Annotated in this window: 16 protein-coding genes; 12 read left to right on the top strand and 4 right to left on the bottom strand. The window is 62.8% G+C overall.

The window, feature by feature from the left end:
- The 5 genes from G471_RS16600 (at window position 1) to G471_RS18215 (ending at window position 7296) form a co-directional block, all read left to right on the top strand.
- On the top strand, window positions 1–1473 hold the full coding sequence (locus G471_RS16600; RefSeq protein WP_051295252.1) for a PAS domain-containing sensor histidine kinase: 1473 nt from the start codon (window positions 1–3) through the stop codon (window positions 1471–1473).
- Complete coding sequence (locus G471_RS0103655; RefSeq protein ID WP_028994131.1) at window positions 1473–2096, top strand: response regulator; 624 nt, start codon at window positions 1473–1475, stop codon at window positions 2094–2096. The genes G471_RS16600 and G471_RS0103655 overlap by 1 nt, the downstream gene beginning before the upstream one ends.
- Before the next feature lie 106 nt (window positions 2097–2202).
- Complete coding sequence (locus G471_RS0103660; RefSeq protein ID WP_028994132.1) at window positions 2203–3831, top strand: methyl-accepting chemotaxis protein; 1629 nt, start codon at window positions 2203–2205, stop codon at window positions 3829–3831.
- Window positions 3832–3842: 11 nt separating this feature from the next.
- On the top strand, window positions 3843–4505 hold the full coding sequence (locus G471_RS0103665; RefSeq protein WP_157272440.1) for a hypothetical protein: 663 nt from the start codon (window positions 3843–3845) through the stop codon (window positions 4503–4505).
- 88 nt (window positions 4506–4593) lie between these two features.
- Window positions 4594–7296 carry a hybrid sensor histidine kinase/response regulator gene (locus G471_RS18215; RefSeq protein ID WP_169720479.1) on the top strand — a complete coding sequence of 901 codons (2703 nt, stop codon included), beginning with the start codon at window positions 4594–4596 and terminating at the stop codon, window positions 7294–7296.
- Between the two features lie 55 nt (window positions 7297–7351).
- On the opposite strand, the gene G471_RS18220 is transcribed toward G471_RS18215, so the two are convergent.
- From G471_RS18220 to G471_RS0103685, 3 genes are all read right to left on the bottom strand, one after another.
- Window positions 7352–10036, bottom strand: a complete 2685-nt coding sequence (locus G471_RS18220) for a response regulator (protein ID WP_051295255.1) — start codon at window positions 10034–10036, stop codon at window positions 7352–7354.
- Window positions 10037–10041: 5 nt separating this feature from the next.
- The gene (locus G471_RS0103680; protein ID WP_081700084.1) at window positions 10042–10887 is read right to left on the bottom strand and encodes a phosphate/phosphite/phosphonate ABC transporter substrate-binding protein; all 846 of its coding nucleotides are present in this window, start codon (window positions 10885–10887) and stop codon (window positions 10042–10044) included.
- A 90-nt stretch (window positions 10888–10977) separates the two neighbouring features.
- On the bottom strand, window positions 10978–11994 hold the full coding sequence (locus G471_RS0103685) for an AraC family transcriptional regulator (RefSeq protein ID WP_088177945.1): 1017 nt from the start codon (window positions 11992–11994) through the stop codon (window positions 10978–10980).
- A gap of 195 nt (window positions 11995–12189) precedes the next feature.
- Here G471_RS0103685 and icmF point away from each other — a divergent pair, with 195 nt between their 5' ends.
- The 5 genes from icmF (at window position 12190) to G471_RS0103710 (ending at window position 22010) form a co-directional block, all read left to right on the top strand.
- Window positions 12190–15453, top strand: a complete 3264-nt coding sequence (gene icmF / locus G471_RS0103690) for a fused isobutyryl-CoA mutase/GTPase IcmF (RefSeq protein ID WP_028994136.1) — start codon at window positions 12190–12192, stop codon at window positions 15451–15453.
- Between the two features lie 243 nt (window positions 15454–15696).
- The gene (locus tag G471_RS0103695) at window positions 15697–16347 is read left to right on the top strand and encodes a TetR/AcrR family transcriptional regulator (protein WP_043420820.1); all 651 of its coding nucleotides are present in this window, start codon (window positions 15697–15699) and stop codon (window positions 16345–16347) included.
- Window positions 16344–17438, top strand: coding sequence for an efflux RND transporter periplasmic adaptor subunit (locus G471_RS0103700; protein WP_028994138.1), 1095 nt, complete (start codon window positions 16344–16346; stop codon window positions 17436–17438). Before G471_RS0103695 ends, G471_RS0103700 begins: the two co-directional genes overlap by 4 nt.
- Window positions 17435–20593: an efflux RND transporter permease subunit gene (locus tag G471_RS16615; RefSeq protein ID WP_043420673.1), complete on the top strand. Its 3159-nt coding sequence runs from the start codon at window positions 17435–17437 to the stop codon at window positions 20591–20593. The genes G471_RS0103700 and G471_RS16615 overlap by 4 nt, the downstream gene beginning before the upstream one ends.
- An 88-nt stretch (window positions 20594–20681) precedes the next feature.
- Window positions 20682–22010, top strand: coding sequence for a M48 family metalloprotease (locus G471_RS0103710; RefSeq protein WP_028994139.1), 1329 nt, complete (start codon window positions 20682–20684; stop codon window positions 22008–22010).
- 3 nt (window positions 22011–22013) lie between these two features.
- Here G471_RS0103710 and G471_RS0103715 read toward each other — a convergent pair whose 3' ends face one another.
- Window positions 22014–22688 (bottom strand): Crp/Fnr family transcriptional regulator, encoded by a 675-nt coding sequence (locus G471_RS0103715; RefSeq protein WP_028994140.1) that lies wholly within the window; start codon window positions 22686–22688, stop codon window positions 22014–22016.
- Window positions 22689–22859: 171 nt separating this feature from the next.
- On the opposite strand from G471_RS0103715, the gene G471_RS0103720 reads away from it, so the two are divergent.
- Both G471_RS0103720 and G471_RS0103725 read left to right on the top strand, forming a co-directional pair.
- Window positions 22860–24827, top strand: coding sequence for an AMP-dependent synthetase/ligase (locus G471_RS0103720; RefSeq protein ID WP_028994141.1), 1968 nt, complete (start codon window positions 22860–22862; stop codon window positions 24825–24827).
- Window positions 24828–24839: 12 nt separating this feature from the next.
- Complete coding sequence (locus tag G471_RS0103725) at window positions 24840–25622, top strand: ABC transporter ATP-binding protein (RefSeq protein ID WP_028994142.1); 783 nt, start codon at window positions 24840–24842, stop codon at window positions 25620–25622.
- Window positions 25623–25633: the final 11 nt, after the last annotated feature.

Consider the following 25633-nt stretch of genomic DNA (forward strand, 5'->3'; position numbering starts at 1 on the left):
GTGGATACCTTACTGGCTCGGACCCTGCATGAACGCGAGCATGAATTGCAGATCATTATCGACAACATGCCGGCCCTGATCGGCTGTTGGGATAAGGAACTGCGCAACCGTTTCGGCAACCACGCTTATCGGGAATGGTTCGACATTGATCCGCAAACCTTGCCAGGAAAGCACATCAGCGAAGTGATCGGCGAGGCGCTTTACCAGAGCAACCGGCCGCGTATCGAAGCGGTCCTTCGCGGGGAAGCACAGGTTTTCGAGCGGCTCATCCCAAGACCGCACGGTGGTCCGCCACGTCATGCGCTGACACACTACGTGCCGGATTGCCTGGGCAGCGAGGTGCGTGGTTTTTTTGTCCTGGTGACAGACATGTCGGACGTCAAGGAGGTCGAGCAGAAACTGCGCGAGAGTGAAGAGCGCTACCGGGCGGTGCTCGAAGCGCAGACCGACGCTATTTCGCGTCTGCGGGCCGATGGCGTTTTTCTTTACGCCAACGATGTGTACTGCCGGTTTTTTGGCAAGGAATTGAGCGAACTGCTTGGCCAGTGCTGGCATCCGGTTGCCCATCCGGACGATCTGCCGCTGATCAATGCGAAGCTCGCTGAGTTGTCGCCTGACAATCCCGTGGTGACGATCGAAAACCGGGTGTATGCGGGGGACGGGACGCTGCATTGGATGCAGTTCATCAATCGCGGATTTTTCGATACCGACGGGAAATTGCTGGAAGTGCAGTCAGTCGGGCGTGATGTCACCGCACGCAGACAAGCCAAGCTGGCCTTGCTGGAGGCCAATGAGCAGCTTGAGCAGCGTGTTGTCGAGCGGACTCAGGCCTTGCGACGCCTGGCGGTCGAAATGGCGCTTGCGGAAGAAAGGGAACGACGGGAAATTGCTCGCGACCTGCACGATGATCTCGGGCAGTTGCTGCATGTCGTGAGATTGAAATTCGATGCGCTGACCAGCCATTGCCAGGAAGGCGAGGCACTGACCTTATGCCGGCAGCTGGATATCTTTCTGGATGATGCCAGTTCCCGGGTCCGATCGCTGACCAGCCAGCTATCTCCTCCGGTGCTCGATCAGCTCGGGCTGCTGCCGGCACTGTACTGGCTGGCCACGGAAATGGGGGATGCGTATGGACTGGAGGTTCAGGTCTCGTCTGGGAATGCAACATGCACTCGGCTTGAGCCGGTGCAGGCATCGATGCTGTTTCGCTGCATTCGCGAATTGCTGATCAATGTGGCGCGTCACGCCGTCACCGGGCAGGCTCATGTCGGGGTTGTCGAAAGCGTATCGGAAGTTGTGTTCGTCATCGAGGACAGCGGGCGTGGTTTTCAGAATGACTCATCCAGCGCGGGCTTCGGGCTGGCCAGCATCCGGGAGCGCATGGTCTATATGGGCGGAAGTTTCGAGATTGAGAGTCAGCCTGGCCAGGGAAGCCGGATCACGCTACGCATGCCCTTGAGTGGGGAGGGGTGATGCCTATACGGATCGGTTTGATCGACGATCACCGGATATTTCGTGAAGCCCTGCAGCTTGAATTGCAGCGTGTTTCCGACATCGTGATTGTCGGGGGGGCGGCCAATGCGGCAGAGGCGCTGGTGCTGGTCGACACCCAGCGACCGGATGTTGCGGTGCTCGATGTCGGTTTGCCTGACCTCGGCGGGGTCGATCTTGCCGGCCAGTTGCTGCAGTTGATGCCCAGCCTGAAGATCGTTGCCTTGTCAGGTTATGCGGAACGATTTTTCATCGAGGCAATGCTGCAGGCAGGCGCCGGTGCTTACGTCGTCAAATCGGCAGGCGGGGAAGATCTGCTGGCCGCCATCCGGGCCGTCATGGCCGGTAGTACTTATCTATGTGCCGATGCCTGCCGGGCGCTGAAGCCGAATGCCGCTTGCGGGAGCTCGCCGCTGACGGCGCGCGAAATATCCGTCCTGCGTTGTGTCGCCAGCGGCATGCGGGCCGCTGAGATTGCCGGGTTTCTGGGCATATCGACCGGGACAGTCGAGACCCACCGCAAGAACATCAAGGCCAAGCTGGGGCTTGGTTCAATTGCCGAACTGACCCAATACGCGCTGCGCGAGGGTCTGCTCAAGGGCTGAAAACCCCTTCCCGGCAGGGGCTTCTACCCGGAAATGGGGATAGTCCCTTTTCCCGATTACTTATAGAGTCGGGCCATGTTTGTCATTCGCCAAGCCGGGAGGATCCATGAATTGGTTCGATAATCTGTCAATCCGCATGAAACTGATGGTCAATTTTGCCCTCAGTGGCGGTGTCCTCATTGCCGCGATCATTTTCGCCGTGTATGAATTGCATCTGGTCCATGACGATGTCGATGTGATTGCCGAAAAGGAAGTTCCGGCATTGAAACTCGCGGCCGATATCAGTGAGCTGCGTCTGCGTTACCGTGTGCGCAGTCTGGAGTACATGTTGCCGGGATCGGCTGAGGCAAAAGCCAGGATGGCGAAGGACCTGGAGAAACTCGACGGTACGATGCGGGCGGCTTTCGCCGATTACGAGAAGTTGCTGTCCAGCGAGCGCGAGCGCCAGGTCTTCCAGGCCGCACTCAAGGCGGCCGATGCCTACAAGGCCAGTGTGGAGAAGGCCATTGCGCTGGCTGCCGGTGGCGACGAAGCCGGCGCCCAGGAGTTGCGCCGAACCGAGTGGGTCAGCAACGCCAACCAGTTGCGTGACCGGGTTGGCGAGCTTGCCGAACTCCGGCGCGAGGACACCAAGGGCTACATCGATCAGGCGCGCAATGAGCTTGATACGGGGCGAAATGCAGCATTTGCCGGGCTGATCTTCGGCTCCCTGATGGCCTTGCTGGTCGCTTATCTTATCGCACAGCGCATGACGATCCAGCTCAATGTGGCGGTCGAGGCTACCGAGCGTATTGCCGGGGGCAATCTGACCGAGCGGGTGCCGGTGGGCGGAGCCGACGAGATCGGCAAATTGCTGCAGGCGGTCAGCCACATGCAGGAATCCCTGCGCCAGACCATCAGCGAATCGCTGCAGGGCGCAGCCAAGGTGCTCGAAGCCTCCGGTTCGCTCAAGCACTCGGTTGAAATGATCGATGAGTCGTCGTCGATCCAAAGTTCCGCAGCATCGGCGATTGCCGCCAATGTCGAGGAGCTGACCGTATCGATCAACCATGTCTCCGACAGTACCGGGGAAGCGGCGCGTCTTGCCGCGGCTTCCGACAATCAGGCCGGACAGGGGCACGATGCCATTCACCGGCTGGTTTCCAGCATCAACCAGGTTTCCTCGGTGGTGCGCGATGCAGCGACCCAGATCGAGGAACTCAAGAGCGAGTCGGAGAAGATATCGAGCATTGTTCTGGTCATTCGCGACATTGCCGACCAGACCAATCTGCTGGCGCTCAATGCCGCGATCGAGGCGGCGCGGGCCGGTGAAAGCGGGCGTGGGTTTGCGGTTGTTGCTGACGAAGTGCGCAAGCTGGCTGAGCGGACCTCCGTGTCAACCGGCGAGATCAGCGCCATGGTCAAGGCAATCCAGCAATCGACCGGGCAGGTTGTCGGCGGTGTCAGTCACGGGGTGGAACTGGCCGACAGCAGCGTCAAGCTTGCCGGACAGGCGGGGGATTCGATTGCTCAGTTGCGCGACCTGGCGCAACAGGTGGCTGAAGTCATCCGCGATGTCGATAGCGGGCTGCGCGAGCAGTCAACCGCTTCCAATGACGTTGCCGTCAGGATTGAGCAGATCGCCACCCAGGCCGAGGAAGCCAGCGCCATTGCCCATGAGACGTCGAAGGCGGCGGAAACACTGGATACCACCGCCCGACAGTTGCAGTCGGCTGTTTCCCGGTTCCGCGTCTGAGTCTTGGCGCCATGCCTTCATTGACCCCTCTCGCGCAAACAGCGGGTCCGCAGCTTGTACCCGATGCCGAGCGTGCGCTTTCTCCGGCGATGCGCAGGATCCTGGCGCTCCTGCAATCCAGAAGCCCGTTGTCGGCAAAGGAAATCTCGCAGCATGCCTTTGTCGCGGCGAAAACCCTGGAGGGTGGGGGCTATCTGAAAAAAATGAAGGCCATGGGCTTGATTCGGGTGGAGGGGTGGGCAAAGAACCACAATGGATTCACCACGCCGATCTATGCAGCGGGCGCCGGTCCGGATTGTCCGCGGCCAAAATTTCAAACCAGGGATCGCGATTCGGTGGGGATGGCAAGAATCGTTGCCGCACTTGAAGGCTCAGCCAATCTTGGCTACCGGGATATTGCCGAACTGGCCGGCCTGTCGACCAATACCATCAAGAACGGTGGCTACATGGATGTGCTGATGAAGCAGGGGCGCGTTCATATTTCGGCCTGGCGGCGCAATCGCAAGGGCGGGCAGACTCCGCTTTACAGCGCGGGGCCGGGCGCAAACGCCGTGAAACCGCCTTTGCTTACCCGGCAGGAGATCATGAGCCGCTATCGAGAGCGCCAACGGGTGCTTTCCGGGCGAGCGATCTCGTTGGAAGGTCAATTCAAAGCCATGCTTTGCGCCCGTTGAGCTTTTGCGGCAAATAGCGTCGCTACGTCGAGACCAAGGCTGGCGCATGCTTAGGCACAATCCGAACTCGATCAAGCAACGCCTGATTGTGGGCGTTGCCCTGTTTCTGCTGCTGGTTCTGGCCATTACCGCCACGGTCACCTATATCTACTTCAAGCAGCAGATTCGCGAACAGGCCATGGCTCAGCAGTTTACCAGCCTGACCCACGTGGCCCGCGCGCTGGATGACAAACTGCTCTCTGCCCACCGCGCCCTGATTAGCGTGGCCCAGGTCTTGCCCCATAAGGTGCTGCGTGATCCGGATGCCGCCCAGGTATGGCTGGACAACCGTGCCGGCGTGAGCAGTTTCTTCAATAACGGCTTGTTCATCTTCAGGCCCGACGGCCGCTTGCTGGTGGAAAATCCGCATTTGCCGGGGCGTCGCGGTTTCGATGCATCTTTCCGTGAGTATTACCTGCGGACGCTGGAAACCGGCAAACCCTATATTTCCAAGCCGTACGCCTCGAGCAAGCATGGTCACCCGACGGTCATGCTGACGGCACCGATATTCGACGAACGTCAACGCTTGGTGGCGATCCTGGGGGGCGCGATCGACCTGCTGGCCGAGGGGAGCCTCTTCATGGACCTGGTTCGAGTCAAGTATGGGCATACCGGCTACTTCTTCCTGTATGCCCAGGACAGGACCATGATTCTTCATCCTGACTCGTCCAGGATCATGAAGCAGGATGTACCGCCCAGCGCCAACCGCTTGTACGACCAAGCCCTGGAGGGTTGGGAAGGAAGCGGTGAGACCGTCACCAGCCGGGGCCTGCACGCCATCTCGTCGTTCCAGCGCTTGACAGTCAATGACTGGATCGTCGGGGTCAACCTGCCGGCAGTCGAGGCTTACGAGCCGGTGAGCCGGTTCAGGTTTTTCTATCTGCTGGGGATGGGGTTGGCGTTGCTGCTTGGCATCGGCGGTATCTGGTGGCTGGGGCGAAGCATTACCAACGGCCTGACCCGGCTGACCGAGCGAATTGCCACGCTGGAGCCCAGCCAGCTGACCTACATCGATTTCCCGGAAGCAGGCAGCAGCTATGAAGTCCAGAAATTGACCGCCACCTTCAACAGCCTGATCAGCCAGGTTGAGGAGGCCAGGGCGCAACTGCGCCAGTCCAATACCGAGATCGCAAGCCACCGCGATCAACTCGAAGCGGTCGTTGAAAGCCGAACTGCCGAACTTGTCGAAGCCAGGGCCACGGCAGAGGCCGCGAGTCGCTCAAAGGGGGCTTTTCTGGCCAACATGTCACATGAAATCCGGACGCCGCTGAACGTCATCCTGGGGCTCGTTCACCTGCTGCGTGGAGAGGCGTCGCCAGTGCAGATCGAGCGGCTCGACAAGGTCAGCATTGCCGGCAAGCACCTCCTGTCGATCATCAACAGCATTCTGGACATCTCGAAAATCGAGGCCGGAAAATTGCAACTCGAGCAAGGAAATTTTCCGCTTTCCGCAGTGCTCGACCACGTCCATTCCATGCTCTCGGACGAGGCTCGCGCGAAAGGACTGGCGTTTCATGTCGATCCGGATGCGGTGCCGCTCTGGTTGTGTGGGGATGTCATGCGTCTTCGCCAGTGCTTGCTCAACTTTGCCGGCAACGCTTTGAAATTTACCGAAAGAGGTCATATCACCCTGGCCGCCAAACTGCTTGAAGAACGCGAGGATGATCTGCTGGTTCGCTTCTCGGTCACCGATAGCGGACCCGGTATTGCCGCAGAGAAGCTTGCCGGATTGTTCCAGCCGTTTTCCCAGGCTGACAACTCGACCACCAGGCAGTACGGCGGTACCGGCCTGGGTTTGGCGATTACCCGACGGCTGGCCGAGATGATGGGGGGCGAGGCCGGCGCCGAAAGTGTCCTCGGACAAGGCAGCATCTTCTGGTTCACCGCTCGCCTGAAGCGCGGACAAGCGATCCTGGCGCAGATGGATGGAGTGGGCGATGCGGCGCATCAATTGCGAGCCCGTGGCGAACAGGCCCGGGTGCTGCTGGCCGAGGATCATCCGGTGAATCAGGAAATCGCCTTTGAATTGCTGCGTGCGGTCAAGCTGTCGGTTGATGTCGTCGGCGACGGTGCCGAAGCGCTTGAATTCGCGCGTCGGCAGCACTATCACCTGGTCTTGATGGATATCCAGATGCCCAATATGGATGGCCTGGATGCCTGCCGTGCCATTCGCGCTTTGCCGGGGTGGCAGGATATTCCGATCGTTGCCATGACGGCCAATGCCTTCGAAGAGGATCGGCAGGCAACAGTCCTGGCGGGCATGAATGATCACATTGCCAAACCGGTCGATCCAGAGCAGCTATACGCCAAGCTGTGCAAGTGGTTGCCGGTCGTTCAGAAAAGCGAAACAGGGGATGGCCGGGGCGAGGTTCAGGTATCCGGCGAGGAGGAAGCACTGACGACCCGTCTGGCAGAGATACCCGATCTCGAACTGGCTGCGGGTCTCAGGCTGGCTCGCGGCAAGGTGGCTTTCTATCGGCGTCTGCTGGAGGTCTTTGTCGAGGCGCATTGCAACGATGCGCAAGAACTGACGCGCTTGATCGGCCAGAACCAGCTCGATGCTGCCGAAAGAGTGGCCCACCGGCTCAAGGGCGCGGCAGGGAATGTCGGGGCCGTACCGATTTTCCTGTTGGCGACCCTGCTGGATACCAGTCTCAAGCAAGGTGATCGGGCACGGGCCGAAATTGATCTGGCGCTACTGGCCGAGCGTCTGGCTCGACTGATAGATGCACTGAGAGCGGCTCTCAGGTAATCCGATTACCCGGAAACGGGGGCGGTTGATTGCCTTGGATTTCTCCCGGTGCTGGTTATTCCCGGGCTAACCACTTGTCGAGCATGGCGAACAGCACTTCCGGCTTGACCGGCTTGGCGATGAAGTCGTTCATGCCGGCCTCGAAGCAGCGGGCTTTGTCCTCGACGAAGGCATTGGCGGTCATGGCCAGGATGGGGGTATCGGCGTAGTCTGGGAGTTCGCGAATGCGGCGGGTGGCTTCCAGGCCGTCCATGTGCGGCATCTGCATGTCCATCAGGATCAGGTCGTAGGCGGTTGCTGACGCCATTTGCAGTGCCTTCTGGCCGTCTTCGGCGCAGTCGACCTGCAGGCCGATTTCGTCGAGCAGCATCTGCGTGATTTCCCGGTTGATCGGTTCGTCCTCGGCCAGCAACAGGCGGATGTTCCGGTTGCGTAGATATTGCGGGGGTATTGCCGTGAGTTCGTGCAAGCGCTCTTCACCGGCGGCCTGGCCGCGTTTCAGGCGGGCAGTGAACCAGAAGGTGCTGCCCTGGCCGGGGATGCTGTCGGCGCCGACCTGGCCGTCCATCAGTTCGGCCAGCTTGCGAGTGATTGCCAGGCCGAGGCCGGTGCCGCCGTATTTGCGGGTGGTCGAGTTATCGGCTTGTTCGAAGGCCGAGAACAAGCGTTCCAGCGCTTCGGGTTCGATGCCGATACCGGTATCGGCGACCGAGAAACGCAGCATCACGGAACTGCCGGCGTCTTCGAGTATTTCGGCCGACAGCTTGATGCTGCCGTGTTCGGTGAACTTCAGGGCATTGCCGGCATAGTTGAGCAGCGCCTGTTGCAGGCGGATCGGGTCGCCGATCAGGGTATCAGGCAGTGCCGGCACATTGACGATCAGGCGGATGTCCTTGCCTTCGGCCTTCGGTTGCAGCATCGAGACAATGTTGCCGAACAGGGCGGCGACATTCACCGTGGTGCTCTCCAGGGTGAATTTCCCGGCTTCGATCTTGGACAGGTCGAGTACGGCGTTGATGATGTTGAGCAGGTGGGTGCTGGCCGACTCCAGTTTGTCGAGACGTTCCCGTTGCTCGTCGGTCAGGCCGGCGCGACGGATGAGATGGGCCATGCCGGTGATGGCGTTGAGCGGAGTGCGGATTTCGTGGCTCATGTTGGCCAGGAACACGCTTTTCGCGACATTCGCACTCTCCGCGGCTTCCTTGGCGATTTCCAGTTCTTCGGTACGCCGCGCCACCAGTTCTTCCAGGTGCTGGCGGTAGTGCGCCAGTTCGGCTTCGGTGCGCCGGCTTTCGGTAATGTCGCGGGCGATGACCATCAGCGCCAGGCGGCTGCCATCCCTGGCCATGAGCGGGAACTTGCGGACTTCGCAGATGCGCTGCGGTTGATTGTCCGCATTCAGGTATTCGATGCTGCAGGAAATGTCGCCGGCGCCCCAGGCTTCCTCGTCGGTATTCGCCGCCTGCTCATGGAATTTGCGGAAGGCCGGACGTTCGTGCGCCAGTTCGCGGTTGGTTTTGCCCAGCCAGGGGAAGCCGTGCAGGGCCAGGAGATCCTCGGCGGCATGGTTGATCTGCTGCCAGCGGTTGTTGCCGTCCTTGATCACGACGACATCGGGCAGGGCATCGATGAAGCTGGCCAGGCGGGCGTTGCTGTCACGCAGCGCGGCGTGGGCGTTGTCGATGTCGGTGATGTCGCGGAAGGCAACCACCGAGCCGCAATGGCGGCCGTCGCGCCACAAGGGGTTGACCGTCAGGATGACCGGAAAACCGCTGCCATCCTTGCGCCAGAACCAGTCGTTGCCGCTGCGCAGCAAGCCGTCGGTGACGGTCTTGTGCACCGGGCAGTCGTGGGCCGGATAGACGCTGCCGTCGGCGTGGTGATGGTGGAACAGCGCGTGGGTGTCGGCGTTGAGGATTTCGTCGGCGCTGTAGCCGAGCAGTTCGCAGGCCGCCGGATTGACGAAGATGCAGCGGTGTGCCTCATCGAGGCCGAAAACGCCTTCGCCCAAGGCCTCGAGGATCGATTGCTGGCGGGTCAGATGGGCGGCCAGTTCCTCGATCCGGGTTTCGACCGCACTGGCCATGACCGCGAAGTTCTGACTCAGTTCGCCGATTTCGTCGGTGACCGTGGTCGGCAGCGGCGCCCGGTAGTCACCGGCAGCGATGCGGCTGCTGGCGGCGGCCAGCATGGCCAGGTGACGGGTCAGCCAGTAGCCGGCCGCGGCCAGTACCATCGTCGTCAGCAGGATGCCGACGATGGCGATCAGCGCGCCTTGCCAGACGAGTTCGCGACGGGCCTCGTTGAGGAATTTCAGTGACAGCCCGTATTGCAGGTCGCCGTAGTGCTGGCCGTAGATTTCGATGGGGAAGCGGGCGTGAATCAGGTCGTTGCCCTGCCGGCCAGGGGGTGGCAGGGCTTCGCTTTCCGGCCAGCGGCTGCTGGCCAGGCGGTGCCCTTCAGGATCGGTCAGCACCAGATAGTCGATGTCTTCGTTCTGCTGCCAGCCGTCGAGAATGTCGCGCAGCGTCGCATAATCGCGGCTGGCCAGCGGGACGACCACGGCGACGCGGTAGGCCTGCTGTATGGTTTCCTGATGGCGAAGCGTCTGCGTGTTGAGCCGGTCGTCGATCAGGCGCAAGCCGTTGGCGATCAGTACTGCGAGTACCAGCAACTCGATGGCGAGCGCGGCCAGGAGCAAGCGGAAACGCAAACTGCGGGTGAAGGCTGGAAGCTGCAAGCGGGTTACCTCATCATCTGCCGGGTCGGTTCGATGAATTCCTGCAAACTGTCGAGATCGCTTTGCGAGACCGGGATGTATGCCTTGTAGCCGGTTTCGATGAAGAAGGCCTTGCCTTCGGGCGTTTCGGGAAAAGTAGCGAAGGCGCGCCGGACGCGCTCAAGGTTGGCGCTGCCCAGGCGTCGGTGCGCCAGGGTCATGACGTGCGGGACGTGGATGTCGGTATCCAGCAGCCGGGTACGCGCCCGGAGGTCCTCCGGAATCTGGCGCAGCGGGGTGTGCGTGGTGATTGCCGCGTCGGCCGTGCCGGCGATGACGGCGGCGACGGCGGCGCCGTGAGAACTGAACTCGACAATCCGGAAGTCGCGGTTGAGGACGAAACCCTTGTCCTGCAGCCACTTGATGCCGCCGATTGAAGAGATCGACAGCCGGCTCGACAAGGCGATGGTCTTGCCGCGCAGCGCTTCTGCACTGATGATCGGGCCATCGCCGCGAACCACGAAAACCGGTTGCAGCTCGATCGCGTAGCGGAACAGCAACTGCATGTCACGATTGGCCGCCATGGCGCCGAAGTGCGGGCCGGTGATCGCCAGATCGAAGTCGCCAGCCAGCAATTGGTTGATGTGCGTGAAATAGTCCGTTGAGGTGAATACGACGACCTTGCGGCCAAGGCTGCGTTCGAGGTGAGCGGTCAGCGGCTGGTGCGTCTTGATCAGGGCCAGCGGGCTGTTGAAGGGCATGATGCCCAGTTTCAGCGGGGGCAATTCGCCAGCGTTGACGGCGTTGATCATACCCAGGCAAGACAGAACGGCAATGCGCAGGAGGCCGGCAAGTCGAGACGGGAGGGTCATGGAATATCCCTGAAGCGGCTGCGGGAATGCAGCGCTTGAATTGTCGCCCAGAAGGCCGGTGGCGGCAACTTCCCGAGACAGTGTTGCTGCTTAGTCCTGGCGGCTTGCCCAGCGTCGCCGGTAATGTGCCGGTGCCATGCCGGTCCATTCAACACAGGCGCGATAGAAAGCCGATGTGTCGTTATAGCCGAGATCAGCAGCGATGCGGGCGACCGGGTCGCGGGTCTTGACCAGCCGGGCCAGCGCCATGTCGCGCCGCAGCGCGTCCTTGATGCTGCGGAAACTTGAACCTTCTTCCTCCAGGCGGCGGTGCACCGTTCGCGGCGACAGGTGCAGCCGGGCGGCGACATCATCGAGTGCCAGCGGCGTCGGCATGGCGGCACGCAGCAGGTCGCGCACGCGGATGACCATTTCCCGGTCGCGCCGGTAGAGCGTGGTGATCTTGCCCGGCGCGCCGTCGAGGAAGGCGTTGAGCGCCGCCTCGTCGCGACGTAATGGCAGCTCCAGCAGATTGGCGTTGAAGCTGGCGATCAGGCTACCCTTGCCGCCCGGCAGGGTCGGTGCAAAGCGCGAGTCCTCGGTGAAGATCAGCGCGTAGTCGGCGGCGTGCGTCGGCCGGCGATAAGGGAAGATCACGTGGTCGAGCGCCAGGCCGCGCCCGGCCAGCCAGCATGCCAGGCCGTGCAGCAGGCGCAGCAGCCACTCGAAGGCGAAGACCCGGCCGGGGTCGTCGCCGGCCTCGGCCAGCCGTCGCGTCTCGGCGATGACCAGTTCGGCCTGGCCGTGCGTGCGTCGTACGGACACGGCGAGATCGGGCAGGACGATGTGCAGGAAGCGGCTGGCCCGTTGCAGCGCGTCGGCCAGCGTTGGTGCAGTCAGGCAGGCGCGGCAGAGGAATTCAAAACTGCCGCAACGCATTGGCTGGGAAAAGAGGCCGAAGCCTTCGTCGTCGAATTCGTGATTGATCCGGTTGTACAGGGCGGCGTAGCGCTCGACCGGAATGCGGCTGGCGGTGTCTGCAATATCGATGTCTGTGGCGAGCAGGAGCGGCGTAGGGTCGATGCCGCGTCGCGCCAGGCCAGCCAGCATGCCGGTAACAAAGCCCATTGCAACAGAGGCTTGCCTGCGATTGGTGGGGGTGGGATTGTTGCGATGCAGCATCGTGGCCGATTTCGAGTGGTCTGAAACATAGACTAACATCTTGGCGGAATTTGCACGATAGACGTCAATCCCCACAATGGTGCGATGGCCAAAGCGGCCTAAGATGGACGCCTTTCCATCTGCACTGTCGAGGTTGATGTCATGACCGATCTATCCGTCGCCAAGAAGCTCGTCCCCTACAAGCCGAAGAACAAGGTCCGTTTCGTCACTGCCGCCTCGCTGTTCGACGGCCACGATGCGTCGATCAACATCATGCGCCGCATCCTGCAGTCGACCGGTTCCGAAGTCATCCACCTCGGCCACAACCGCTCGGTGCAGGAGATCGTCAATGCCGCGCTGCAGGAAGACGCGCAGGGCATCTGCATCACCTCTTACCAGGGTGGCCACGTCGAGTTCTTCAAGTACATGATCGACCTGCTCAAGGCCAACGGTGGCGAGCACATCAAGGTCTTCGGCGGTGGCGGCGGCGTCATCGTGCCGTCCGAGATCAAGGAACTGCACGCCTACGGCGTGACCCGCATCTACGCGCCGGAAGACGGTGTGCAGATGGGCCTGCAGGGGATGATCAACGAAGTTGTCGAACAATCCGACTACGATGTCGCCGAGCAGGGCGTGCCGGGCGCCGAACAGGTGCTGGCCGGGCTGCGCGCTGGCGACCGCCGTCTGCTGGCGCGCGTCATCACGCTGCTCGAGAACGGTTCGGCGCCGCAACTCAAGGAGCCGCTGCTCAAGGCTGCCGCCGAACTGAGCACGCCGGTATTGGGTATTACCGGTACCGGCGGTGCGGGTAAGTCTTCACTCACCGACGAAATCGTCCGCCGCTTCCGCCTCGATCAGGGTGACAGCGTGAACATCGGCATCGTCTCCATCGACCCGTCGCGCAAGCGCACCGGCGGCGCGCTGCTCGGCGACCGCATCCGGATGAACGCGATCGAGCATCCGAACATCTTCATGCGCTCGCTGGCCACCCGCGACACCGGCAGCGAAATCTCGGTCGCACTGCCCGAGGTCATCGCCGCCTGCAAGTTGGCCGGCTTCGACCTGGTCGTCGTCGAGACTTCCGGCATCGGTCAGGGCAATGCTGCCATCGTCCCCTTCGTCGACCTGTCGCTTTACGTGATGACGCCGGAGTTCGGTGCCGCCTCGCAGCTGGAGAAGATCGACATGCTCGACTTCGCCGATTTCGTGGCGATCAACAAGTTCGACCGCAAGGGCGCCGAGGACGCGTTGCGCGACGTGCGCAAGCAGTACCAGCGCAACCGCGAGTTGTGGACGACGCCGACCGAGGACATGCCGGTGTTCGGCACCATGGCCGCGCGCTTCAACGACGATGGTGTCACCGCGCTTTACCAGGCGCTGGTCCCGGCGCTGACCGACAAGGGCCTGAAACTCAAGCCGGGCGCCCTACCGTTGGTCACCGTTCGTCAGTCGTCGGCCAGCCGCGCTATCGTGCCGACCGCCCGGGTCCGCTACCTGGCCGAGATCGCCGATGCGGTGCGCGGCTACCACAAGCATGTCGACGAACAGGTGACGGTTGCTCGCGAGCGCCAATCGCTGCGCATCGCCAAGACCGTGTTCGCCGGCTGCGACAAGAATGTCGCTGACTTTGACGAACTGCAGGCGTTCAAGGACAGCCAGCAGGACCCGAAGGCGAAGAAGCTGCTCGACATGTGGCCGCAGACCGTCGATGCTTATTCCGGTGACGAATACGTGGTGAAGATCCGTGACAAGGAAATCCGCACCAAGCTGACTTCCGAATCGCTGTCCGGCACCAAGATCCGCAAGGTGATCCTGCCCAAGTACACCGACGACGGTGAGATTCTGCGCTTCCTGATGAAGGAAAACGTTCCCGGTTCCTTCCCCTACACCGCCGGCGTTTTTGCCTTCAAGCGCGAGGGCGAGGACCCGACCCGGATGTTCGCCGGCGAAGGTGACGCCTTCCGCACCAACCGCCGCTTCAAGAAAGTCTCCGAAGGCATGCCGGCGCATCGCCTGTCGACCGCCTTCGATTCCGTGACGCTGTATGGCTGCGACCCGGACGAGCGTCCGGACATCTACGGCAAGATCGGCAACTCCGGCGTGTCGATCGCCACCCTCGACGACATGAAGGTGCTCTACGACGGCTTCGACCTGGTCTGCCCGACCACTTCGGTGTCGATGACCATCAACGGCCCGGCGCCGATCATCCTGGCCTGCTTCTTCAATACCGCCATCGACCAGCAGCTGGCCAAGTTTGAAAAAGAGAATGGCCGCCAGCCGACCGAGGACGAAGCCGAAAAAATCCGCGAGTGGGTGTTGAAGACCGTGCGCGGCACCGTCCAGGCCGACATTCTCAAGGAAGACCAGGGCCAGAACACCTGCATCTTCTCGACCGAATTCGCGCTGAAGATGATGGGCGACATCCAGGAATTCTTTGTGCACAACCAGGTGCAGAACTTCTACTCGGTGTCGATCTCCGGCTATCACATCGCCGAAGCCGGCGCCAACCCGATCAGCCAGCTCGCCTTCACGCTGTCCAACGGCTTCACCTACGTCGAAAGCTACCTGGCGCGTGGCATGCACATCGACGATTTCGCGCCCAACCTGAGCTTCTTCTTCTCCAACGGCATGGACCCGGAATACTCGGTCATCGGCCGCGTCGCCCGCCGCATCTGGGCCGTCGCCATGAAGAACAAGTACGGCGCCAACGAGCGCAGCCAGAAGCTCAAGTACCACATCCAGACGAGTGGGCGCTCACTGCACGCGCAGGAGATGGACTTCAACGACATCCGCACCACGCTGCAGGCGCTGATCGCGATCTACGACAACTGCAACTCGCTGCATACCAACGCCTACGACGAGGCGATCACGACGCCGACGGAAGAGTCGGTGCGCCGCGCCATGGCCATCCAGTTGATCATCAACCGCGAGTGGGGCGTTGCCAAGAACGAGAACCCGAACCAGGGCGCCTTCGTCATCGACGAACTGACCGATCTGGTCGAAGAGGCCGTGCTCAAGGAATTCGAAGCCATCGCCTCGCGCGGCGGCGTGCTCGGCGCCATGGAAACCGGCTACCAGCGCGGCAAGATCCAGGAAGAGTCGATGTATTACGAGCACAAGAAGCACGACGGCTCTTACCCGATCATCGGCGTCAATACCTTCCTCAATCCGAAGGGCATGGCCCAGCAGGAAATCGAGCTGGCCCGTTCGACCGACGAGGAAAAGCAGTCGCAGATCCAGCGCCTGCGCGACTTCCATGCCCGCAATGCCGACAAGGCACCGGCCATGCTGGAGAAGCTCAAGCAGACGGTGATCGAGGACGGCAATGTCTTCGCCGTGCTGGTCGATGCGGTCAAGTGCTGCTCGCTCGGCCAGATCAGCTCGGCGCTGTATGAAGTCGGCGGTCAGTACCGCAGAAGCATGTAAGCAGGGCCCCGAAAGGGGAACGGCATTCCGGACCCGAACAGGGCGGAGGAGAAAATAAGACGGCGAGGCGATGTACCTCGCCGTTTTTCATTGCAGTGCCGGTTGCTGTTGCGATGCTTGCCAAGATGCACGTGCTGGGATTTAATAACTGACCAGTCAGTCATTAACGGATGTGCCAGATGTTTTTTCCTGTTTCCCGGTGCTTCGCGCGCATTGATGCACGCTCCATGGAAGGGGCTGCGTGTGTCTGATTCCGCCATTCCCGCGCAGCGCCGCCGGCGCAAGGAAGCCCGGCCGCAGGAACTGACCGCTGCCGCCCTGACCCTGTTCGTCGAAAAGGGCTATGCGGCCACGCGCCTGGATGAGGTTGCGGCGCGGGCCGGTGTATCGAAGGGAACGCTCTACCTGTATTTCGACAGCAAGGAAGCCTTGTTCCAGGCTGTCATCCGCGAGGGCGTGGTGCCGGCGATCGAGGCCGGTGAAGCGATGTTCGCCGAGCCGGGCAGCGATCCCCGCGCTTTGCTGCGCGCCTTTCTCGAAGCCTGGTGGGAGCGCATCGGCAGTACCGAACTGGGGGGCATTCCCCGGCTGATCATGGCCGAGGCCGCGAATTTCCCCGAGGTTGCGCGTTACTACAACGATGCCGTCATCCAGCGCGGCCTGGCGCTGCTGCGCGGTGCCGTGCAGCGCGGCATCGACCAGGACGTTTTCCGGGCGGTCGATACGACGGTGATTGACGTCCTGTTGATTTCGCCGCTGATCCATCTGGCCGGCTGGCGCAGTTCATTGGCGCCCTGCTGCGGTAGCAACATCGACCCCGACGCTTATGTTCAGGCGCATATCGACATGGTCCTGAATGGCTTGGCGGCAACGCCCTTGGGAGCAAATTCATGAAACTGTCAGTCAGTTACTCCGCCTTGATCCTCTCCTTGTTGGTGAGCGCTTGCTCGCCACCGCCGGCCGCGCCGCCAGTGCCTCGGGCGGTGCTGGTGCGCACGCTGGGAGCCGCCGCCGATGCGGCGCAGGCGCAGGTTTATTCCGGCGAAGTGCGGGCTCGCCATGAGAGCGAGCTGTCTTTCCGGGTTGGTGGCAAGGTGCTCGAACGCAAGGTCGATGCCGGTGCCCAGGTGCAGGCCGGGCAATTGCTGGCCCGGCTCGATCCGCAGGACGCGCGTTTGTCGTCCAGTGCGGCGGCTGCCCAGGTGGCCGCTGCCGAAGCCGAGGCCGGTCTGGCGCGGGCCGAATTCAAGCGCAGCGAAGCTTTGCTGCAGCGTAATTTCATCAGCGCTTCGGCGCTCGACCTGCGGCGCAGCGCGCTTGACGCCGCCGAGGCGCGCTTGCGGCAGGCGCAGGCACAGGCCGCCAGCACCGCCAATCAGCAGGCGTACACCGAGTTGCTGGCCGATAGCGCCGGGGTGATCACCGATGTCAGCGTCGATGCCGGCCAGGTGGTGGCAGCGGGTCAGCGCGTGCTGCGCCTGGCCAGGCCGGGCGAGCGCGAGGTGCTGGTGCATGTGCCGGAAAGCCGCCTGGCCGGTCTGGTCGTCGACGCGCCGGCCACAGTGCGTTTGTGGATGGCGCCGGAGCGCAGTCTGTCGGGCCGGGTGCGCGAAGTGTCGCCGTCGGCTGACCGGGCGACCCGGACCTACGCGGTGCGGGTGGCGATTGCCGATGCCGACGATCTGCCGCTGGGCGCGACGGCGACCGTGGCGCTGGCCGATGGCGGGCCGGCGCAACTTGCCCTGCCGCTGGCGGCGGTGACCCAGCGCGAGGGCAAGGCCACGGTGTGGCTGGTCGACGCGCAGCAGAAGGTGGTGCCGCAGACGGTCGAGATCGCAGCCTTGCGCGAGGATGCTGCGATCCTGAAGACAGCCCTGCCGGCCGGTTCGCGGGTGGTGGTGGCCGGCGTGCACCGGTTGATCGAAGGCGAAAGCGTGCGTCCGCTGGAAGCGGGTAGTGCGCCGGCCCTGGATGTACGGCGATGAAAGCCCGGCGGGAGCGCTTCAATATTTCCGAATGGGGTTTGCAGCATCAATCGCTGGTGCTGTATTTCCTGATCGCCCTGACGGTGATCGGGCTCTATTCCTATACCCGCCTGGGCCAGTCCGAAGACCCGCCGTTTACCTTCAAGGTCATGGTGGTGCGGGCCGAATGGCCGGGCGCCAGCGCGCGCGAAATGGCCGAGCAGGTCACCGACAAGATCGAGAAGAAGCTGCAGGAAATTCCCGAGATCGATGTTGCCCGCAGCTATTCGAAGCCCGGCGAGAGCATGGTCTTCTTCCTTGCCCGCGATTCGGTCCATTCGCAGCGCATGCCGGCGGTGTGGTACCAGGTGCGCAAGAAGATCGGCGACATCCAGGGTTCGCTGCCCAGCGGTGTGCGCGGGCCGTACTTCAACGATGAGTTCGGCGACACCTACGGCAACCTGTTTGCCCTGGTCGGCGAAGGGGTGTCGCCAGCCGACCTGAAGCGCCACGCCGATGCGATCCGCAGCGAATTGCTGCGGGTGCCCGATGTGGCCAAGGTCAGCTTTTTCGGCGAACAGTCGCAACGCATCTACATCGAACTGTCGAATACCAAGCTGGCCACCCTGGGCGTCGGCATCGCCGAGATCGCCAATGCCCTGTCGGCGCAGAACGCGGTCACCGGCGCTGGCTTTTTCGAGACCGACGAGGAGCGTATCTGGCTGCGCCCGTCCGGCGCTTTCGACGAGGTCGAGGCGATTGCCGACACGCTGATCCGCATCGGCGGACGCAGCTTCCGTCTCGGCGACGTCGCCGAGGTCCGGCGCGGGGTCGAGGATCCGCCGAGCGAACGCATGCGCTTCATGGGCGAGGAGGCTTTCGGCATCGGCGTGTCGATGCGCGCCGGTGGCGACATCGTCGCTCTGGGGCGCAATCTGGACACGGCAGTGCAGCGCATCGAGGCGCAACTGCCGGTCGGCATCCGTTTCGAGCGGGTCGCCGACCAGCCGCGGGCGGTGCGCAATTCGGTCAGCGAGTTCGTCAAGGTGCTGGTCGAGGCGGTGGCCATCGTCATGGCGGTCAGCCTGCTGTCGCTCGGCCTGCGTACTGGGGTCGTTGTCCTGATCATCATTCCGGTGGTACTGGCGATCACCTTCATGTTCATGCACATGCTCGGCGTCGGCCTGCACAAGATTTCGCTCGGCGCCTTGATCATCGCCCTCGGCCTGCTGGTCGACGATGCGATCATCGCCGTCGAGATGATGGCGACCAAAATGGAGCAGGGCTGGGAACGCGCCCGGGCGGCGAGCTACGCCTACACCTCGACGGCGATGCCGATGCTGTCCGGCACCCTGGTCACCGCTGCCGGCTTCCTGCCGATTGCTACCGCGGCTTCCGGGGTTGGTGAGTACACACGTTCGATCTTCCAGGTGACGGTGATCGCGCTGCTCGTGTCCTGGGTGGCGGCGGTGTTGTTCGTGCCTTATCTGGGCTTTCACCTGCTGCCCGATTTCCGTAAAAAGCACCGCCAGCCATCGCGACTGGTCAGCCTGTTGGCCCGCCTTTCCCCGTCGCTCGGCCGCCGCCTGGCTGAGCGCGAGGCGGCGCACGAGCAGGTGCATGACGAGTTTGCGATCTATCACACGCCTTTCTACGAGCGCTTCCGCCGCCTGGTCGATGGCTGCGTGCGCCACCGCTGGCCGGTGATAGGGCTGACCGTGCTGGCCTTCGTGCTGTCCATGGTCGCCTTCGTGCGCCTGGTGCCGCAGCAGTTCTTCCCCGATTCGACGCGTCCGGAACTGCTGGTTGATCTGCGCCTGGCCGAAGGCGCTTCGCACCAGGCCACCGAAGCGGCGGTTCATCGTCTCGAACAGTTCCTGGCCGAGCAGGAAGGTATCGACAACTACGTTGCCTGGCTGGGCGGCGGCAGCCCGCGTTTTTACCTGCCGCTCGACCAGCAACTGGCGCAGACCAATTTCGCCCAGTTCGTCATTCTCACGGCCGGGGTCGAAAAGCGCGAAGCCCTGCGCGGCAAACTGATCCGCCTGTTCGAGGACGAACCCTGGCCGTTACGGGCCATGATCAACCGTCTGGAAAACGGGCCGCCGGTCGGCTTCCCCGTCCAGTTCCGGGTGAGCGGCAGCGATACCGGCGAATTGCGGCGTATCGCACACCAAGTGGCGGCGCTGTTGCGCGAGCATCCCGAACTGTCGAACGTCCACCTCGACTGGGAAGAGCCGTCCAAGGTCGTGCGCCTGAAAATCGACCAGGACAAGGCCCGCCTGCTCGGCGTGTCGAGCAGCGACATCGCCCGCCTGCTGTCGACCTCGCTGCAGGGGACGACGGTGACGCAGTATCGCGAGGGCAACGAAACCCTGGCCGTGGTGCTGCGCGGTGCCCGTTCCGAACGCGTCCATCTCGGCCAGTTGCCCAACCTCGCGGTGCCTGTCGCCGGCGGGCGCAGCGTGCCGCTGGCCCAGATCGCGACCGCCGAATACGGTTTCGAGGAAGGCGTGATCTGGCGTCGCAACCGCCTGCCGACGGTGACCGTCCGCGCCACGCTGTACGGCAAGGTGCAACCGGCGGTGGTGGTCGGCCAGCTGGCCCCGGCCATCGATCAGGTGCGCAGCGCCCTGCCGCTCGGCTACCGGGTCGAGGTCGGCGGCGCCGTTGAGGAAAGCGCCAAGGGCGGCAGCTCGGTGGCGGCCGGGGTGCCGCTGTTCATCCTGGTCGTGCTGACCGTGCTCATGCTGCAACTGCAGAGTTTCTCGCGTACCGTCATGGTCGTGCTCACCGCGCCGCTCGGCATGATCGGCGTGACGCTCTTCCTGCTCGCCTTCAACCGGCCGTTCGGTTTTGTCGCCATGCTCGGGACGATCGCCCTGTCGGGCATGATCATGCGCAACTCGGTGATCCTGGTCGACCAGATCCGCCAGGACATGGCCGCCGGCCGTCACGCCTGGGAAGCCATCGTCGAATCCACCGTGCGCCGTTTCCGGCCCATCGTGCTGACCGCCGCGGCCGCCATTCTGGCAATGATCCCGCTGTCGCGCTCGGCCTTCTTCGGGCCGATGGCGGTGGCGATCATGGGCGGGCTCACCGTTGCCACCCTGCTGACCATGCTCTTCCTGCCGGCGCTCTACGCTGCCTGGTACCGGGTCCGGCCGCCTGCCTGAGCTCGCGGGCAGCAACAATTCCTTACGCAATCGTTGCCGTTTTTGCCGGACAATTCAGCTCATCAAGGATCGCCCCGAGGAGACCGCCATGTCCAAGCACGATGAACTTTCCCGCAATCTTCAGCGCAACGGCGTCACCCGCCGCCAGGTGCTCTGGCTGTTCGGTGCGGCGGCGGTGTCCGGGTGCGCGCAGTCGCCGGTCGGCGGCAAGTCCATCCTGGTCGGCATGAGCGAGGCGCAGGAGAAGAGCATCGACCAGCAGGTCTCGCCGCAGCAGTTCTCGCAGGATCTCGGACCGGTGCAGGATGCGCGGATCAACAGTTATGTCAGTTCGGTCGGCCAGCGGCTCGACAAGCTGACGCACCGGCCGCAGATGCCGTACTCGTATCGCGTGCTCAACGCCAATTACGTCAACGCCTATACCTTCCCGGGCGGGGCGATGGGGATCACGCGCGGCATCATGGTCGATCTGCAGAACGAAGCCGAACTGGCGGCCCTGCTCGGTCATGAAATGGGCCACGTCAATGCGCGCCACGCCGCACAACGCCAGGGCCAGGCGATGGTCGCCCAGGTTGCGGTGGCCGGCGCCAGCATTGCCGCGTCGAACAGCCAGTGGGGCGGGCTGGTCTCGATCGGCAGCCAGTTGGGGGCCAGCGCCCTGCTGTCGAGCTATTCGCGCGACAACGAACGCGAGGCCGATGCCCTCGGCCAGGAATACATGGTCCGCGCCGGTTATCCGGCCAGCGGCATGGTCGCCCTGCACCAGTTGCTGGTTGATCAGCAGAAGGAATCGCCGGGCCTCTTGCAGACCATGTTCTCGACGCATCCGATGAATGTCGAGCGGCGCGACACGGCGCAGCGGCTGGCCCAGGAGAAATATGCGGCCAGCCTCAAGCGCGATGCCGGACGCGAACGCTTCATGGACAGCACGGCCAGCCTGCGCCGGATCAAGCCGACCATCGCCGCCTGCCAGAACGGTGAAATGGCGATGGCCGGCAAGCAGTACGCCAAGGCCGAAGGCGAGTTCCGCTCGGCCCTGCAGAAGACGCCGCGCGACTACGCCGGCAACGTGCTGATGGCCCAGTGCCTGCAGGCCCAGAACAAGACCGGCGACGCCATGCGTTACGCCGAGGCGGCCAAGGAAATCTATCCGCAGGAAGCGCAGGCGCACAAACTGTCCGGCGTGCTGGCGCTGGGCTTGAAGGATCCGGCCGCGGCTTTCGCCAACCTTGATCGCTACGACCGCATGCTGCCCGGCGACGCCGGCATCACCTTCCTCAAGGGCGTGTCGCTGGAGGGCATGGGCAAGCGTCAGGAAGCGGCGAATCACTACGCGGCTTTCCTGCGCCGTCAGCAGCAGGGCGACGCCGCAAAGTATGCCTACAGTCGCCTGCAGGGCTGGGGTTACGTGAAGTAAGCCTCAGTCGCCGAAGCGGCGCAGGCCGTCGAGGTCGATGACGTTGATGCCGCCGTATTCGCTGCGTACCAGGCCGGCTTCTTCCAGTACCTTGAGGCCCTGGTTGGCACGCTGGCGGGAAACGCCCGCCAGATAGCCCAGTTCTTCCTGCGAAATCTGCAGCAGGCGGTTGGTGCCGGGGTAGAGCACAGGATTGAACAGGGCGGCCAGTACCCGGGCGATCCGCGTGTCGATGTCGAGCATGCGCTCGTTTTCCATCATGCCGATGAACTGGCCCAGGCGCTCGTTCAACTGGGCGATCATGTAGCGGTTGAACGGAATGCTGTGATCGAGCAGCCACAGGAAAGTGGCGCGGTTCATGAAGGCCACGCGCGTCTCGCGGATGGCCATGACATCGTAGCGGCGCGGCTCCTCCTTGAGCAGCGAGCCCTCGCCGAACCAGCCGCCGGTGGTGATGCCGGTCAGCGAGGTGGTCTTGCCGGTGGTCCAGTGGCTGGCCATCTTGCCCAGACCGCTGACGATGCCCATCCAGTGCGTGACCGGTTCGCCCTTCATGCAGATGAAGGCGCCCGGCGCAAAGCTGCGCTCGACCGTGCCGGCCAGGGCGCGCTGCATCTCCTCTTCGCTCAGTGCCTGTCCCCACTGGGATGCGCGTAGCAGTTCCTCAGCGTTTTTCATTTTTTTTCCGGATTGTCTGCCGAACGACAATTATACGCTGCACCTGTGCTTACACTGGGTCTCAGGTCAGGAAAAGCCGGCGCCTGCAAGTCTGGTGTAAGAATGCCGGCGCCACAATGAAGCAAATGACAGATGACCGCGAACAACGAGTCGCGGCGGAGGAGACAATTTATGCCCACGCAGGCGAAAATCGCCGCGCTGGATGGTTTGCACACCTTCCCGCGCCTGCTGTTGCATCACGCATCCACTCGTCCCGGTGCGCCGGCCATCCGCGAGAAATCGCTGGGTATCTGGCAGACCTGGACCTGGTTCGACGTCGCCGAGCGCGCTCGCGCGCTGGCCTGCGGCCTGGCTGAACTGGGCTTCAAGCGCGGCGACAACCTGGCGATCATCGGTGACAACCGTCCTCACCTGTACATGATGATGGCCGCCGCCCAATGCCTCGGTGGCGTGCCGGTGCCGCTCTACCAGGATGCGGTGGCCGCGGAAATGCTGTTCGTCCTGCAGGATGCCGGTGTCCGCTTCGCCATCGTCGAGGACCAGGAACAGGTCGACAAGCTGCTCGAGATCAAGGACCAGCTGCCGGCACTCGAACACATCATCTACGACGATCCGCGCGGCATGCGCCATTACAACCAGACCTTCCTGCACGACGTGCATGAACTGATGGAAATGGGCCGCATCCACGACCGCAATCATCCCGATTTCCTCAACCGCGAGATCGAGCAGGGCCATTTCGACGATGTCTCGGTCATGCTCTACACCTCCGGTACCACCGGCAAGCCGAAGGGCGTCTGCCAGACGCACGCCTCGTTCATCGCCGCCGCCCGTGGCGGCATCGAAGTCGACCGGCTGACCGCCGACGAGGACATCCTCTCCTACCTGCCGATGGCCTGGGTCGGCGACCACCTGTTCTCGTTTGCCCAGGCGATGGTCGCCGGGTTCACGATCAACTGCCCGGAGTCGGGCGAGACGGTGATGACCGACCTGCGCGAGATCGGGCCGACCTATTACTTCGCCCCGCCGCGCGTTTTCGAAGGCCTGCTGACCTCGGTGATGATCCGCATGGAGGACGCCGGCAAGATCAAGCAGAAGCTTTTTCATCACTTCATGGATGTGGCCAAGCGCTGCGGTGCCGACATTCTCGACGGCAAGCCGGTTTCCGCCGGTGACCGCCTGCAGTACGCACTCGGCAACCTGCTGGTTTACGGGCCGCTGCGCAACGTGCTCGGCATGAACCGCATCCGCGTTGCCTATACCGCCGGGGCGGCGATCGGGCCGGAACTGTTCAGCTTTTACCGTTCGATCGGCATCAACCTCAAGCAGCTCTACGGGCAGACCGAAACCTGCGCCTACGTCTGTCTGCAGCCCGACGGTCACGTCAAGTCCGACACCGTCGGCGCGCCGGCGCCGGGTGTCGAGATCAAGATTGCCGACAACGGCGAGGTGCTGGTCAAGGGGCCGATGCTGCTCAAGGGCTATTACCAGCGTCCGGACGCTACCGCCGAATCGATCAACGCCGACGGCTACTTCCTCACCGGCGACGCCGGCTTCCTCGATGCCGACGGCCAGCTGAAGATCATCGACCGGGCCAAGGACGTCGGCAAGCTGACCAATGGCGGCATGTTCGCGCCGAACTACATCGAGAACAAGCTGAAGTTCTTCCAGTTCATCAAGGAAGTGGTCTGCTTCGGCAACGAGCGCGACATGGTCTGCGCCTTCGTCAACATCGACGTCGGTGCCGTCGGCAACTGGGCCGAACGGCGCGGCATCGCCTACGCCGGCTACACCGACCTGGCCGGCAAGCCGCAGGTGCTGGAACTGATCCGCGAATGCGTCGAGGAGGTGAACGCAGCGCTGGCCGGCGATGCCATGGTTGCCGATTCGCAGGTGCATCGTTTCCTGGTGCTGCACAAGGAACTCGACCCGGATGACGACGAGCTGACGCGCACGCGCAAGGTGCGGCGCAATTTCGTCTCGGAAAAATACAAGGTGCTGATCGATGCGCTGTACGAGGGCAAGGCCTCGCAGTTCATCGAAACCGAGGTCAAGTTCGAGGACGGACGCCGCGGCAAGGTATCAGCCGACTTGAAGATCGTCGACGCCAAGACCTTCCCGGTCGCCGGCAAGACGGCGTAAGGAGAACAGAACGTGAGCAGAAAAATCGGCGACGTCATCCTTGACCTGCAGAACATCTCGCTGCGCTTCGGCGGGGTCAAGGCACTGACCGACATTTCCTTCGATATCCGCGAGCACGAAGTGCGCGCCATCATCGGCCCGAACGGGGCCGGCAAGAGCTCGATGCTCAACGTCATCAACGGCGTCTACCACCCGCAGGAAGGCAAGATCTTCTATCGCGGCGAAGAACGTCGCAAGATGGAGCCGCACATGGCGGCCAGCACCGGTATCGCCCGCACCTTCCAGAACATTGCGCTGTTCAAGGGCATGAGCGTGCTCGACAACATCATGACCGGGCGCAACCTGAAAATGAAGACCAACATCCTGCTCCAGGCGCTGTGGCTGGGTCCGGCGCAGAAGGAGGAAATCGAACACCGGCGCAAGGTCGAGGAAATCATCGACTTCCTCGAAATCCAGCATATCCGCAAGACCCCGGTCGGCCGCTTGCCCTATGGCCTGCAGAAGCGTGTCGACCTCGGCCGGGCCCTGGCCATGGAGCCGCAGATCCTCCTGCTCGACGAACCGATGGCCGGCATGAACGTCGAGGAAAAACAGGACATGTGTCGCTTCATCCTCGACGTCAATGACCAGTTCGGCACCACCATCGTGCTCATCGAGCATGACATGGGTGTGGTCATGGACATTTCGGACCGGGTGGTCGTACTCGACTACGGCAAGAAGATCGGCGACGGCGTACCCGATGAAGTACGCAGCAATCCGGAGGTCATCAAGGCCTACCTGGGTGCCGGACACTAAGCGGAGCGGAA

This window comes from Azonexus hydrophilus DSM 23864 (assembly GCF_000429605.1).
GTDB lineage: Bacteria > Pseudomonadota > Gammaproteobacteria > Burkholderiales > Rhodocyclaceae > Azonexus > Azonexus hydrophilus.

What these genes read in the sequence shown, in the direction of transcription:
- G471_RS0103720 (WP_028994141.1), top strand. Translation starts at nt 22,860, where the DNA reads ATGCCCACGCAGGCGAAAATCGCCGCGCTGGATGGTTTGCACACCTTC.
- G471_RS0103700 (WP_028994138.1), top strand. Translation starts at nt 16,344, where the DNA reads ATGAAACTGTCAGTCAGTTACTCCGCCTTGATCCTCTCCTTGTTGGTG.
- G471_RS0103660 (WP_028994132.1), top strand. Translation starts at nt 2,203, where the DNA reads ATGAATTGGTTCGATAATCTGTCAATCCGCATGAAACTGATGGTCAAT.
- icmF (WP_028994136.1), top strand. Translation starts at nt 12,190, where the DNA reads ATGACCGATCTATCCGTCGCCAAGAAGCTCGTCCCCTACAAGCCGAAG.
- G471_RS0103685 (WP_088177945.1), bottom strand. Translation starts at nt 11,994, where the DNA reads ATGGGCTTTGTTACCGGCATGCTGGCTGGCCTGGCGCGACGCGGCATC.
- G471_RS0103665 (WP_157272440.1), top strand. Translation starts at nt 3,843, where the DNA reads ATGCCTTCATTGACCCCTCTCGCGCAAACAGCGGGTCCGCAGCTTGTA.
- G471_RS0103655 (WP_028994131.1), top strand. Translation starts at nt 1,473, where the DNA reads ATGCCTATACGGATCGGTTTGATCGACGATCACCGGATATTTCGTGAA.
- G471_RS0103680 (WP_081700084.1), bottom strand. Translation starts at nt 10,887, where the DNA reads ATGACCCTCCCGTCTCGACTTGCCGGCCTCCTGCGCATTGCCGTTCTG.
- G471_RS16615 (WP_043420673.1), top strand. Translation starts at nt 17,435, where the DNA reads ATGAAAGCCCGGCGGGAGCGCTTCAATATTTCCGAATGGGGTTTGCAG.
- G471_RS0103710 (WP_028994139.1), top strand. Translation starts at nt 20,682, where the DNA reads ATGTCCAAGCACGATGAACTTTCCCGCAATCTTCAGCGCAACGGCGTC.
- G471_RS0103715 (WP_028994140.1), bottom strand. Translation starts at nt 22,688, where the DNA reads ATGAAAAACGCTGAGGAACTGCTACGCGCATCCCAGTGGGGACAGGCA.